Below are 13,030 nucleotides of genomic sequence, written 5' to 3' on the forward strand. Positions count from 1 at the left end.
CGGCCACGCGGAGGCGCGAGGTGGGATCGCGGCGGCACCTTGGCCGCACGCGCCCCTCGCCGGTGTGGGCGGGTGTGAAGGATGCCCGCGATGCGCGATCAGCGACACTGCGCGCTGGCGAGGTGGCCGAAGTCGACGTGCGAGCGCCGTGTGAGGTAAAGCCCTTGGCCCATAGATCGAACCTACGACGGCGGGGCCGACCAAGTCAATATTTCCTACCGGATATACATAGAACTGTCCTCTCACCAGCACTGACGACACGCCGTCACCGGTAGATTACCTATTGACTCCATAGGCAATGCCGGAATCATGGGGGCATGGCACTCTGGACTCCTGACCCGACCTTCTACCCGTCGCCGAGAGACGCCGCGACCGCGCCGGCGGAACGGCTCGCCTACGTGGCCGCCTTCGACCGGCGGGCCGAAAGGCCCGACGCCATGGCCGTCGTGGACACCGACCCCGCGTCGCCCGGCTACGGCAAGGTCGTCGGCTGGACCGACCTGCCCAACACCGGCGACGAGCTGCACCACTTCGGGTGGAACGCCTGCAGCAGCGCGCTGTGCCCGTACGCGCCGCATCCGCACGTCGAGCGCCGCTACCTGGTCGTGCCGGGCCTGCGATCCTCGCGCATCTACATCCTGGACACCAAGGACCGGACCAGCCCCGAGATCGTCAAGGTGATCGAGCCGGAGGAGCTGGCCAGGCGCGCCGGGTACTCCCGCCCGCACACCGTGCACTGCGGGCCGGAGGGACTGTACGTCTCCGCGCTCGGCGGGGCGGACGGCCAGGAGGGCCCGGGCGGCATCGCGGTCCTGGACCACCTGTCGTTCGAGGTGCTCGGCCGGTGGGAGCGCGACCGCGGGCCGCAGTACCTGGCCTACGACTTCTGGTGGCACATCAACCACGACGTGCTGGTCACCTCCGAGTGGGGCACCCCGTCGATGATCGAGAACGGCGTCGTGGGCGAGCTGCTCCTCGGCCGCCAGTACGGCCACAAGCTGCACTTCTGGGACCTGCGCAAGCGCCGCCACGTGCAGGAGGTGGACCTCGGCGACCAGTACCAGATGGCGCTCGAACTGCGCCCCGCGCACGACCCGACGCGGACCTACGGGTTCGCCGGCGTCGTGATCAGCGTCGAGGACCTGTCGGCGTCGGTGTGGACGTGGTTCCAGGAGGACGGCCGCTGGCAGGCGCGCAAGGTGATCGACATCCCGGCCGAGCCCGCCGACCCCGAGGACCTGCCCGACCTGCTCAAACCGTTCGGCGCCGTGCCGCCGCTGATCACCGACATCGACCTGTCGGTGGACGACCGGCGCCTGTACGTCTCCTGCTGGGGCACCGGGGAGATCAAGCAGTACGACGTGAGCGACCCCTTCAAGCCGGTCGAGATCGGCTCCCTGCGCATCGGCGGCATCGCCCGCACCCAGGCGCACCCGGCCGCGCCGGACGTCCCTCTGCGGGGCGGCCCGCAGATGGTCGAGGTGAGCCGGGACGGCCGGCGCGTCTACCTCACCAACTCCCTGTACGGGGCGTGGGACGACCAGTTCTACCCTGAAGGGGTGGGCGCCTGGATGGCCAAGATCGACGCGGGGACGTTCGCCTTCGACGAGCGCTTCTTCCCGCACGGCGACGACTTCCGCGGCCTTCGTCCCCACCAGGTGCGGCTCCAGGGCGGCGACGCCTCCTCCGACTCCTACTGCTACCCGTGACCATCACCGCGGCGCTCCTGCTCGGCGCCTTCCACGGCCTGAACCCGGCGATGGGATGGCTGTTCGCGGTGGCCCGCGGCCTGCAGGAGCACAGCAGGGGCAGGCTCGCGTGGTCGCTGCCGGCGATCGCGGCCGGCCACCTCGCCTCGGTCGCGCTGGTCGCGCTCGCCGTCGCCGTCACCGGCTCGCTGGTGACGGCGACGGCGCTGTCGATCGCCGGGGGCGCCGCCCTGGTCGTCTTCGGCCTGTGGCGGCTGCTGTCCAACCGGCACTTCCGCTGGGTGGGCATGCGGCTGTCGCTGCCGCAGCTCGCCGCGTGGTCGTTCCTGATGTCCTCCGCGCACGGCGCGGGGCTGATGCTCGTCCCGCTGTTCACCCGCGTCCAGACCGGCCAGGACGCCCACAGCGGCATGTCCGGCATGAACGGCATGAACGGCGTCAACGGCATGGACGGCGTGACGGGCGGGTACGCCGGGCATCTGGCGCACGCGCTGGCCGGCGACCTCGGCGTGGCGGCGCTGCACACACTGGCCATGTTCACGGTCGCCGGCGTGGTCGCGCTGGTGGTGTACGAGGTGGCCGGGCTGACGGTGCTGCGCCGCGCCTGGTTCAACGTCGACCGCATGTGGGCGGCGGCGCTCGTCGGCGCGGGGCTGCTGACGCTGGCCCAGGCCTGAGGAGCCGCTCACGCGGGCCCCGCCTCCGAGAGGGACCGCCGGCATATTCCATGTATTCCCTATTGACTTATAGGGGAAGATGACACAAGGTCGATGTACCGGCCCCGCACCTCACCGCGCCGGTCCGCGACCCCGGGCCCGCGCCACCAGAGCTCATGGAGGCCCAAGCTCATGCCATCGACCACCACCCTGGACGTCCGCCGCATCGCCGGGCACATCGGCGCCGAGATCCGAGGCATCGACATCTCCCGACCGCTCGACCCCTCGACGGTGGCGGCGATCCGCCAGGCCCTCCTCGCGCACAAGGTCGTGTTCTTCCGCGGGCAGACCCTCGACCACGCGGCGCAGATCTCCTTCGCCCGGCAGTTCGGCGACCTCACCCACGCCCACCCGCACGAGGACGCGCCGCCGGAGGAGTTCCCGCAGATCCTCACCATCGACCCGCGCCGGTACGAGGAGCGGTACGGCAAGCAGTACCGCGAGCTGTACCGCACGCGGCAGTACTCCTACTACTCCGGCTGGCACACCGACGTCACCGCCGCCGTCAACCCGCCGGCCGCCTCGATCCTGCGGGCCGAGACCGTCCCGGCCTTCGGCGGCGACACCCAGTGGACCAACCTGGTCGCCGCCTACGAGGGCCTGTCGGACCCGCTGCGCCGGCTCGCCGACGGGCTGCGCGCCGAGCACCGCTTCCTGGCCGGTCAGCAGGCCGCCGCGGAGGACGGCAGGCTCCTCAAGCGGATCAACGACAACCTGCTGGTCTCCGTGCACCCCGTGGTCCGCGTCCACCCCGAGACCGGTGAACGGGCCCTGTTCGTCAACCCCGGCTTCACCGACCGCATCGTCGGCCTGTCCTCCCACGAGAGCCGCCGCGTACTGGAACTGCTGTACGAGCAGATCACCCGCCCGGAGTACACCGTCCGCTTCCGGTGGGAGCACGGCAGCGTCGCCTTCTGGGACAACCGCGCCACCGCCCACCTCGCCCCCTCCGACCTGGACCACCTCGACGTCGAGCGCACCCTGCACCGCGTCACCCTGATCGGCGACCGGCCGGTCGGGCCGGACGGCTTCGTCTCCGAGATCGTCGCCGGCCGCGAGTTCACCGCCGAGGCGCTCGTCGTCGCCTGACCGCCCTCCCCCACCGGGCGCCTGGGCGCCGTCCCCGCTCCGGACTCCTCGTCAGGAAGGCCCATGACCAAGCAGATCCACCTCGCCGCCCACTTCCCCGGTGTCAACAACACCACCGTGTGGTCCGACCCGCGCTCCGGCAGCCAGATCGACTTCGACTCCTTCCGCCACCTCGCCCGGACGGCCGAGCGCGGCAAGTTCGACTTCTTCTTCCTCGCCGAAGGGCTGCGGCTGCGGGAGATGAAGGGCCGCATCCACGACCTGGACGTGGTGGGACGGCCCGAGTCGCTGACCGTCCTCGCGGCGCTGTCGGCGGTCACGACCCACCTCGGGCTGGCCGCCACGGTCAACTCCACCTTCAACGAGCCGTACGAGGTGGCGCGGCGGCTGGCGTCGCTGGACCATCTGAGCGGTGGCCGCGCCGCGTGGAACGTCGTGACGAGCTGGGACGCCTTCACCGGCGAGAACTTCCGGCGCGGCGGCTTCCTGGCCGAGGGAGACCGGTACACCCGGGCCGCCGAGTTCCTGCGGACGGCGCGCGAGCTGTGGGACTCCTGGGCGCCGGACGCGGTGGTCGCCGACCCGGCCTCCGGACGGTTCCTGCGGCCGGGCGGCGTCACCCCGTTCCGGCACCGGGACCGCCACTTCGACATCACGGGCCTGTTCAACGTGCCCCGCCCCCCGCAGGGCCACCCGGTGATCATCCAGGCCGGCGACTCAGAGGAGGGTCGCGAGTTCGCCGCCTCCGACGCCGACGTGATCTTCAGCAGGCACTCCCGGCTGGAGGAGGGCCGCGCCTTCTACGCCGACGTCAAGCGCCGCCTCCCGGCGTACGGGCGGCGGCCGGAGGATCTGAAGATCCTCCCCGCGGTGACGTGCGTCCTCGGCGACACCGACCAGGAGGCGCGCGAGTACGCCGCCGAGATCCGGCGGGCGCAGGTCAGCCCGCAGACCGCGATCGCCTTCGTCGAGGCCGTCTGGGGCCGGGACCTGTCGGCGTACGACCCCGACGGCCCGCTGCCCGACCTCGAACCCGACCTCGGAGAGGAGGTGTCCAAGGGCCGCGCCCAGTTCCGCCGCGACCGGGGCGAACTGGCCGCCAAGTGGCGGGCTCTCGCGCAGGAGAAGAACCTGTCGATCCGCGAGCTGGTCATCGAGGTGTCCGCGCGGCAGACCTTCATCGGCACGCCGCGGACCGTCGCCGACGCCATCGACACCTTCGTCCAGACCGACGCCGCCGACGGCTTCATCTTCGTGCCCCACCTGACCCCGGGCGGCCTGGACGACCTGGTGGACAAGGTCGTCCCGCTGCTGCAAGAGAAGGGCGTCTTCCGCGCCGACTACACCGGACCCACCCTGCGCGACCACCTCGGCCTGACCAAGGAGACCCGATGACGCTGCATCTCGCCGTGGCCCTGGACGGCGCCGGCTGGCATCCGGCCGCCTGGCGGGCCGAGGGCGTCCGCCCCGACCGGCTGTTCACCGCCGGCTACTGGGCCGAGCTGGTGCTGGAGGCCGAAAGCGGCCTGCTCGACTGGGTGACCTTCGAGGACTCCCTGGCGCTGCAGTCCTCCCGCTTCGACGGGCAGGACGAGCGCCTGGACCAGGTGCGCGGCCGGCTCGACGCGGTGCTGCTGGCCTCCAGCCTGGCGCCGCTGACCTCCCGTATCGGGCTGGTGCCGACGACGAGCACCACCCACACCGAGCCGTTCCACGTCGCGATCGGCATCGCCTCGCTGGACCACGTCAGCCGCGGGCGGGCCGGCTGGCGCCCGCGGGTGTCGGCCCGCCCGGACGAGGCCGCCCACTTCGGCCGCCGCGTCTTCCCCCCGCTGGACCTCGCCGACCCGTCGGTCACCGCGCACGTCGGGCGGCTGCTGGAGGAGGCCTCGGACGCGGTGGAGGTGGTCCGCCGCCTGTGGGACAGCTGGGAGGACGGCGCCGAGATCAGGGACGTGCCGACCGGCCGGTTCATCGACCGCGACCGGCTGCACTACATCGACTTCCAGGGCGAGTGGTTCAGCGTCCGCGGCCCGTCGATCACCCCGCGCTCGCCGCAGGGCCAGCCCCTGGTCACCGTGCTCGCCCACGACACCCTGCCCTACGAGTTCGCGGCCCGCGGCGCCGACGTCGTGTACGTCACTCCGCGCGACCGCGAGGACGCCGAGGCCGTCGTCGGCCGCGTGCGGGCCGCCGAGGCGGCCGTGGGCCGCACCGGGCCGGCGCTGCGCGTCCTCGCCGACATCGTGGTCTTCCTCGAGGGCCCCGGCGCCGGTCCGGGACGCAAGGAGCGGCTGGACGACCTCGACGGCGCCGAGCTGGAGTCCGACGCCTTCGTCTTCAGCGGCACCCCCGAGGCGCTGGCCGACCTGCTGCTGGCCTGGCGGGAGACCGGCCTGGACGGCTACCGCCTGCGGCCGGGGGTGCTGCCCCACGACCTGACGGCGATCACGCGCGGCCTGGTGCCCGAGTTGCGGGCCCGCGGCGCGTTCCGCGGCGCCTACGAGACGGCCGACCTGCGCGGGCGTCTCGGCCTGACCCGCCCGGCCGGCCGCTACGAGCGGGCGTCATAGCCCCGCGGCGCCCTGTGCTCCCGGAGCCGTCGCGACACCCGTGTCCAGATCCGACGGAGACCGGTGGATCCGGGTGGTTTCCGAGGAAGCCGCGGATCCGGGCGGTTCCGGGGTGGTGAGAGATCCGCGGATCCGGGCGGTGCGGCAGAAGCCGGGCCGGCTGGTACGGGAGCGGACCTAGTGCCCGGGGTCGCCGGCCCTGGGCATCGGGGGGAACAGCAGCCCGGCCGGGCCGCGGCGGTACAGCGCGGCGGGCCGGCCGATCTCCAGCGGCCGCGACTCGCCGGTCGCCTCGACGAAGCCCTCCGCCTTCAGCACCTTGCGCCGGAAGTTGCTCGGGTCGAGCGGGATGCCCCAGACCACCTCGTAGACGTGGCGCAGCTCGGCGAGGGTGAAGGGTTCGCGGCAGAAGGCCGCGGCCACGGTGGTGTACTCCAGTTTGGCCCTGGCCCGGTCCAGGCCCTGCCCGAGGATCTCGGCGTGGTCGAAGGCGAGCCGCACCGACGGGGAGAGCGCCGTCTCGACGGGCACCCAGCGCGCCGCTCTGGCGTCGGTGCCGGCGACCGGCGCCGGCAGGTCGGGGCCCAGGGCGAGGTAGGCGACGGTGAAGGTCCTGTTGCGCGGGTCGCGGCCGGGCTCGCCGAACGTGCGGAGCTGCTCCAGGTGCAGGACGCTCCCGTCGACGCCGGTCTCCTCCTCCAGCTCGCGCAGGGCGGCGGCGTCCAGGCCCTCACCTACGCGCACGAACCCTCCGGGCAGCGCCATCTCGCCCTCGAACGGCTCCTTGCCGCGTTCGATCAGCAGAACCTGCAGATCATGCCGTCCGAGCGTGAAGATCACCAGGTCGACGGTCACCGCGACCGGCGTGCCGCCGTCGTACTTCGACGCCCGATCATGGATCACGTTCCCACCCTATAAGGTCGCCATGACCGGAAAAGGCGCGCCGCTGGAGCCCCCGGTGATCATCGCAGGGCGCCGGCGGCGACCCGCAGGTCCGCGACCAGCCCGGCGTACATCGCCTCGCGGTCCTGCGCGCGCAGGACGGCCGACGGGTGGATGGTCGCCAGCAGCAGCGCCTCCTCCGGCGCGAACGCCCCCTCCCACGCCCCGGCGCCGTCGCCGGCCGGCGGGAAGGGCAGCAGCACGCCGCGCTCCTTGGTCACCCGGAAGGAGGGGCCGAGCAGCGCCTTGCCGGCGGTCGCGCCGAGGGCGACGACGACGTCGGGTCGCAGCACCCGCAGCTCGGCGGCCAGCCACGGCCGGCAGGCCGCCATCTCGCGCAGGGTCGGCGGCTTGTGAATGCGCTTCTTGCCGCGGTCCTGCGCCGTGAACTTGAAGTGCTTGACCGCGTTGGTGACGTAGGCGCGGGTCCTGTCGATGCCGGCCTCCTCAAGGGCCCGCGTCAGGACGCCGCCGGCCGGCCCCACGAAGGGGTGCCCGCGCCGGTCCTCCTGGTCGCCCGGCTGCTCCCCCACCAGGACCACGCGCGCGCCGGGGTCCCCCTCGCCGAAGACGGTCCGGGTGGCGTCCCGGTACAGCGGACAGCCCCGGCAGCCGGCGGCGGCCTCGCTCAGGGCGCGCAGGTCATCCTCGCCGGGCAGGTACGGCGAGGCGTCGTAGCCCTCTCCGTCCCGGGCGACGCCCTCTGCGCCCTTGGCGTCGGCACGGCCCGTCACGGTCTTCTCCTTCCCGCGTCCGGAGAGCCCCTGCCCTCTCACTCCCTTCGCCTACCCGCCGCGGGCCGCGCCATTCAGGACGGCGTGCCGCACCGCTCGCCGCGGCGCCGGTTGTAGGTTGGATCACTATGGGGAAGGGCACGGGTGACGCTCGAGGTCCCGGCCGCGCCGGCCGGGTGGTGACGCTGGCCGCGGCCGCCGCGGTGGCGCTGGCCGCGACGACGGGATGCGGGCGGGCATCGACCGCTCCGGACGCCGCCTCTCCGCCTCCGTCCGCCGCCGGCGCGGCGACGCCGTCCCCGGGCGCGACCACGGCGTCGAGCACGCCGTCCGGGCCGCCCCGCCCGGACGCCGCGATCCCGCAGGACCCGCGCAAGCTGGCGCGCGCCCTGGACCGGACCACCCGTGCGATGCGCGCGGCCATCGGCTCCTGGACCAAGGACGGCGACCCCGGGCACGGCCGGCCGCCGGAGGACGTCGTCCTGCTCACCCTCTACCACCAGCGCCTGTGCCGGTACGCCGCCCGCCATCCCGACACCGCCGAGCGCGCCTTCGCCGAGCTGACCCCCTCGGTCGCCGCCCAGGCCCGCGACGACGCCACGGCCGTGCGCGAGCTGCTGTCGCTGGCCCACCCGGTCACCGGCAAGGTGAGCTTCAAGCTGCGCGAACCCCTGCCGGCGGACGTCCTGCTCGGCCACTTCAAGAAGGCCGGGCGACGCTTCGGCGTGGAGTGGGAGGTGCTGGCGGCGGTCATGCTCGTGGAGACCAAGTTCGGCCGGGTGCGCTCGGCGAGCTCCGCGGGCGCTCAGGGCCCCATGCAGTTCATGCCGGCCACCTGGCGGGCGTACGGCATGGGCGGCGACATCCACGACACCGGCGACGCCGTCGCGGCCGCCGCGAACTACCTGCGGGCCTCCGGCGCGCCGGGCGACTACCGCAAGGCGCTGCACGCCTACAACCACTCCCAGGCGTACGTGGACGCCGTGCTGCTGCACGCCCGCGCGATGAAGCGCGACGTCCGCGCCTACTACGCCTACTACAACTGGCAGGTGTTCGTGCTGGTCCCCGGCGGCGAGCGCCGCCTCACCGGCCCGGGGCTCGCCTAGGCCGTGTCCTGAGGTCCGATATATCGGTTGCGGTGGAAAGTGTCGTCTCTTACGGTGCCAGCCATGTCGAGCGCCGCGGAGACCGTGTCGTCATATCCGCCGTTGAACGTGCGAGTGCGCATGCCCGGGCTGTCACTGCTCGGGGCGACGGACGCACTGCTGGAGCGCCTGGTGCCGACGGTGCGCAAGGGTGTCGCCACGCAGGCTCCGTGGCCGTTCGACGACCCGATGTCGCTGTACAAGGATGGGCCCGAGCGTGAGTGGTCCTGGCTGCGCAGGATCTGGACCGGCCGTGGAAGGGTCGATGACGGCTTCTGGCGGCTGTACTTCGTCGTGGTCGTCGACGACGAGCCGGTCGGCATGCAGGACCTGATCGGCGTCGACTTCTCCGTGCACGGCACGGTCACCACGTTCTCGTGGCTCAGCCCCGAGATGCGCGGGCGCGGCCTGGGCAAGCTGATGCGGCAGGCGGTCCTGCATCTGGCCTTCGAAGGGCTCGGCGCCCACGAGGCCGAGAGCGAGGCCTTCGTCGACAACCACGCCTCGAACCGCGTTTCGGCGGCAGTGGGCTACCGCCCCAACGGAAGCGGCCGGGCCACCCGGCGCGGCGAGCCCGCCGAACTGAACAGGTGGCTGCTGACACGCGAGCGATGGCTCCCCGGCAGGCGCGATGACGTCGAACTCGCCGGCGTGGCCGCGTGTCTGCCGGTCCTCGGAATCAGGCGCGGTGATCGATCGGCGGGAGGCGGCACCCTGCCGATCTCGCCGGCTTCCTGAGCGGGCATGATGGTCTTCTCCCTCGCGACCAGGAAAGGGGAGGACCCGTGCCGGACGAGTTCGATGTGATCGTGATCGGCGCAGGGCCCGCCGGTGAGAACGCCGCCGGACGGGCCGGGCGCGGCGGCCTGAGCGTGGCCATCGTCGAGGGCGACCTCGCCGGGGGCGAGTGCGCCTACTGGGCCTGCGTGCCCAGCAAGGCACTGCTGCGCCCGGTGGAGCTGGCCGCCGAGGTGCGCCGCATGCCCGGGCTGGAGGTGGGCCCGATCGACGCCGGCGCCGTCCTGGCCCGCCGCGACGAGGCCGTCTCGCACTACGACGACGCCGGGCAGGTGCGCTGGATCGAGGGGGTGCCCGCCACGTTCGTGCGGGGGTGGGGCGGCCTGGACGGGCCCCTGCGCGTCCGGGTGGCCGAGCCCGGGGGCGGGTCGCGCCTCCTGACGGCCCGGCACGCGGTCGTGCTGGCCACCGGCAGCTATGCGGCCGTTCCGCCCGTCCCGGGCCTGGCCGAGGCCGAGCCGTGGACCAGCCATGAGGTCACCGCCGTCAAGGCCATCCCCGAACGGCTGGCCGTCATCGGCGGCGGCGTGGTCGCCTGCGAGATGGCCCAGGCCATGCACGGACTCGGCGCTGCCCGCACGACCATTCTGGTGCGCGGCGACCGCTTGCTGCCGCGCATGGAACCGTTCGCCTCCGACCTAATCGCCGAGTCCTTCGCCGCCTCGGGCATCGAGGTGCGCACCGGCACCGGCGTCGTCCGGGTCGAGCGGCCGGTCCCCGGCGGGCCGGTCACCGTGCACCTGACCTCGGGCCCGCCGGTGGAGGCCGATGAGCTGCTGGTGGCCACCGGCCGCCGCCCCGCCACGGACGGCCTCGGCCTCGCGTCGGTCGGCCTGCCCGCCGACCGTGTGGTGGAGGTGGACGACAGCATGCGCGCCACCGGGGTCCAGGGCGGCTGGCTGTACGCCGTGGGCGACATCAACGGGCGCGCCCTGCTGACCCACATGGGCAAGTACCAGGCCCGCGTCTGCGGCGACGTCATCGCGGCCCGCGCCAGGGGCGAGAGCGGCGACCTGCCCTCACTGCGCGACACCGCCGACGCCTACGGGGCGCCGCAGGTGGTCTTCACCGACCCGCAGGTGTGCGCGGTGGGCCGCACCGAGGCCCAGGCACGCGCCGAGGGCTTCCCCGTGCGCGCCGTCGAGTACGACCTGGGCGCGGTGACCGGCGCCTACCTGCTCGGCGACGGCTACCGCGGCCGGGCCGGCGCCGTGGTGGACACCGAGCGCCGCGTGCTGCTCGGGGTGACCTTCGTCGGGCCCGGCGCCGCCGATCTGCTGCACGCCGCGACCATCGCCGTCACCGCCGAGGTGCCGCTGGACCGGCTGTGGCACGCGGTCCCGACGTTCCCGACCGTCAGCGAGATCTGGCTGCGCCTGCTGGAGACCTACGGCCTGTGACCCGCTCGCGGCGGTGAGGCGCCCGCGACCGCGACGGTCGCACGGCACCTCACCGCGGCGAGGGACAGGGCCAGGTGATCGGCCGCGGGCGCGCTCGGCGCGTTACCGGGCCGCGGGCAGGTGATCGGCGGTGGCCGGGGCCGCGAGGGTCCTGCGGGCGGCGGTGGCCGGACGGGTGTCCGGGCCGGGCAGGTCACTGCTGAAGGCGTAGACGACGGCGGCCGTGGCGATGGCGCCGGTGTTCAGGGCGAGGGCCTTGTCGTTGATGTTGGCGACGGTGTCGCAGGCCTGGTGGTAGCAGGAGTCGTAAGGCTGTCCCGCGGTGCCGCCGAACTTGGCCTGCTCGTCGGCCGTCTTGACGCCCTCGGCGCCGGTGAACAGCCCGCCGGCCGGGACGCCCGCCTCGATGAACGGGCCGTAGTCGGAGCGGCCGTCGAAGTCGGTGCCGACGTGCCCCTGGCGCAGGGTGTCGAAGTACTTCTCGAAGAGCTTCTCGATCTCCGCGGACCCCGCCGGGCCGGCGGGCGCGCCCGTGGCGTCGGAGTCGTCACCGTCGTAGATCTTCAGCGCGTAGTTCGGCGAGGCCACCATGTCGAAGTTGAGGTACAGCTTGATCTTGGCCAGCTCCGCGGGGGCCAGCGAGGCGACGTAGTGCTCGGAGCCGAGCAGCCCGAGCTCCTCGGCGCTCCAGAACGAGAACCGCAGCTTGTTGCGCGTCGGGATCTTGCCGAGCACCGAGGCCACCTCGAGGATCGCGGCGCTGCCCGAGCCGTTGTCGTTGATGCCGGGCCCGGCCACGACGCTGTCGAGGTGGGCGCCGAACTGCACGACCTTGTTCGCGTCGCCGTACTTGGAGTCGGCGATGACGTTGTGCGTGGTGCGGTACTCGCTGGTGGTGTCGGTCTTCAGCCGGACGACCGTCCCGGCGGGCGAGGAGAGCTCCTGGCCCACCGCGAAGCTCACGCCGACCACCGGGATGGTGAGCGGGGTGCCGAGGGTGCCCTGCAGGGTGGCGGTGCGGCCCGGCTGGCCCTCGTTGAAGATGATCGCGGCGGTCGCGCCGGCGGCCTGGGCGTTCTGGGCCTTCACCCGGAAGTCGCAGGTGCCGCGCTGGAGCAGGGCGATGTTGCCGGGGGTGAACCCGGCGAAGTCGCTCGCCTCGCAGCCGGAGGTGGAACTCGGCGACGGCGCGGGCGGCAGGGTCAAATCGACGTTCTGCAGGGTTCCGGTGACCGCGCCGGAGCCGGAGTACGTCATCGTGGCGAACTCGCCGACCCCGCTGCCGTTGGGCGGGGTGGGGGCGTAGACCTTCGGCTCCGGCGAGATCTGCTCCAGCAGGGCCGTGGAGTTCTCCTTGAAGAACGGGAACTCGAACGGCTGGATCGTCACCTTGTAGCCGGCCTTCTTCAGCACGCCCGCCACGTAGTCGCGCGAGGCGTCGTGGCCGGGGGTGCCCGCGGCCCGGGTGCCGCCGTTGGCGTCGGCGATCTGCTGCAACTTCTGCAGGTGCCGCTTGACCGCCGGCCCGTTCGCGGTCTGGGCGAGCCGCGCGGGATCGGGATCGGCGGCGGCGGGCCCGGCCGCCGCCATGGGCAGGACGAGCGCGACGATCGCCATGGCGACGCCTGTTCCCCCGCGGAGGGTGATGCGCATTCAGCTTCTCCCTTGTGCCGTGACAGGACTTCCCGAGATGGTGCTCCCCGGCAAGCTAGCCGCAGTTCTCCCTTCCGTGAAGGGCCCCCGCCGGGATGCTCCGCGGTTCGCTTGTCAGCGGTCCCGCTGAGCCGATCGAGCCGGAATTCCGGACATCGCTCGAACCTTCGGCATAACCGACTGGTCATGGGCGCTCCACCACGGCGGCGCCTCCGACGGCGACTTGACCGCCGGGGCGGGCGGCCCGACGCTATACGGGCTCGGCGCGGTG

11 protein-coding genes are annotated in these 13,030 nt (G+C 73.1%); 8 read left to right on the forward strand and 3 right to left on the reverse strand.

The window, feature by feature from the left end; all coding sequences use genetic code 11:
* Positions 1–317 precede the first annotated feature (317 nt).
* From ABZT47_RS03545 to ABZT47_RS03565, 5 genes are all read left to right on the forward strand, one after another.
* A complete protein-coding gene (locus ABZT47_RS03545) occupies positions 318–1,709 on the forward strand; it encodes a selenium-binding protein SBP56-related protein (protein WP_354835737.1) in 1,392 nt (463 codons plus the stop codon).
* Positions 1,706–2,386 (forward strand): hypothetical protein, encoded by a 681-nt coding sequence (locus ABZT47_RS03550; protein ID WP_354835739.1) that lies wholly within the window; start codon positions 1,706–1,708, stop codon positions 2,384–2,386. Before ABZT47_RS03545 ends, ABZT47_RS03550 begins: the two co-directional genes overlap by 4 nt.
* Positions 2,387–2,557: 171 nt before the next feature.
* Entirely contained in the window at positions 2,558–3,514 is a 957-nt protein-coding gene (locus tag ABZT47_RS03555; protein ID WP_354835741.1) for a TauD/TfdA family dioxygenase, read from the forward strand.
* A 63-nt stretch (positions 3,515–3,577) separates the two neighbouring features.
* Positions 3,578–4,909, forward strand: a complete 1,332-nt coding sequence (locus ABZT47_RS03560; protein ID WP_354835743.1) for an NtaA/DmoA family FMN-dependent monooxygenase — start codon at positions 3,578–3,580, stop codon at positions 4,907–4,909.
* Entirely contained in the window at positions 4,906–6,087 is a 1,182-nt protein-coding gene (locus tag ABZT47_RS03565) for an LLM class flavin-dependent oxidoreductase (RefSeq protein ID WP_354835746.1), read from the forward strand. The genes ABZT47_RS03560 and ABZT47_RS03565 overlap by 4 nt, the downstream gene beginning before the upstream one ends.
* Before the next feature lie 177 nt (positions 6,088–6,264).
* On the opposite strand, the gene ABZT47_RS03570 is transcribed toward ABZT47_RS03565, so the two are convergent.
* Complete coding sequence (locus ABZT47_RS03570; protein ID WP_354836560.1) at positions 6,265–6,987, reverse strand: NUDIX domain-containing protein; 723 nt, start codon at positions 6,985–6,987, stop codon at positions 6,265–6,267.
* A gap of 62 nt (positions 6,988–7,049) precedes the next feature.
* Complete coding sequence (locus tag ABZT47_RS03575; protein ID WP_354835749.1) at positions 7,050–7,763, reverse strand: UdgX family uracil-DNA binding protein; 714 nt, start codon at positions 7,761–7,763, stop codon at positions 7,050–7,052.
* A gap of 128 nt (positions 7,764–7,891) precedes the next feature.
* Here ABZT47_RS03575 and ABZT47_RS03580 point away from each other — a divergent pair, with 128 nt between their 5' ends.
* The 3 genes from ABZT47_RS03580 (at position 7,892) to ABZT47_RS03590 (ending at position 11,106) form a co-directional block, all read left to right on the forward strand.
* On the forward strand, positions 7,892–8,869 hold the full coding sequence (locus ABZT47_RS03580; RefSeq protein WP_354835751.1) for a lytic murein transglycosylase: 978 nt from the start codon (positions 7,892–7,894) through the stop codon (positions 8,867–8,869).
* A 63-nt stretch (positions 8,870–8,932) separates the two neighbouring features.
* Positions 8,933–9,646, forward strand: coding sequence for a GNAT family protein (locus ABZT47_RS03585; protein ID WP_354835753.1), 714 nt, complete (start codon positions 8,933–8,935; stop codon positions 9,644–9,646).
* Positions 9,647–9,693: 47 nt separating this feature from the next.
* Positions 9,694–11,106, forward strand: coding sequence for an NAD(P)/FAD-dependent oxidoreductase (locus tag ABZT47_RS03590; protein ID WP_354835755.1), 1,413 nt, complete (start codon positions 9,694–9,696; stop codon positions 11,104–11,106).
* 102 nt (positions 11,107–11,208) lie between these two features.
* Here ABZT47_RS03590 and ABZT47_RS03595 read toward each other — a convergent pair whose 3' ends face one another.
* On the reverse strand, positions 11,209–12,759 hold the full coding sequence (locus ABZT47_RS03595) for a M28 family metallopeptidase (RefSeq protein WP_354835757.1): 1,551 nt from the start codon (positions 12,757–12,759) through the stop codon (positions 11,209–11,211).
* Positions 12,760–13,030 lie beyond the last annotated feature (271 nt).

This window comes from Sphaerisporangium sp. NPDC005289 (assembly GCF_040607455.1).
Classification (GTDB): Bacteria; Actinomycetota; Actinomycetes; order Streptosporangiales; family Streptosporangiaceae; genus Sphaerisporangium; species Sphaerisporangium rhizosphaerae.

Excerpts from the sequence above, each read along its gene's own strand:
- ABZT47_RS03555 (WP_354835741.1), top strand. The coding sequence starts at position 2,558 with ATGCCATCGACCACCACCCTGGACGTCCGCCGCATCGCCGGGCACATC.
- ABZT47_RS03545 (WP_354835737.1), top strand. The coding sequence starts at position 318 with ATGGCACTCTGGACTCCTGACCCGACCTTCTACCCGTCGCCGAGAGAC.
- ABZT47_RS03595 (WP_354835757.1), bottom strand. The coding sequence starts at position 12,759 with ATGCGCATCACCCTCCGCGGGGGAACAGGCGTCGCCATGGCGATCGTC.
- ABZT47_RS03565 (WP_354835746.1), top strand. The coding sequence starts at position 4,906 with ATGACGCTGCATCTCGCCGTGGCCCTGGACGGCGCCGGCTGGCATCCG.
- ABZT47_RS03585 (WP_354835753.1), top strand. The coding sequence starts at position 8,933 with ATGTCGAGCGCCGCGGAGACCGTGTCGTCATATCCGCCGTTGAACGTG.
- ABZT47_RS03580 (WP_354835751.1), top strand. The coding sequence starts at position 7,892 with ATGGGGAAGGGCACGGGTGACGCTCGAGGTCCCGGCCGCGCCGGCCGG.
- ABZT47_RS03560 (WP_354835743.1), top strand. The coding sequence starts at position 3,578 with ATGACCAAGCAGATCCACCTCGCCGCCCACTTCCCCGGTGTCAACAAC.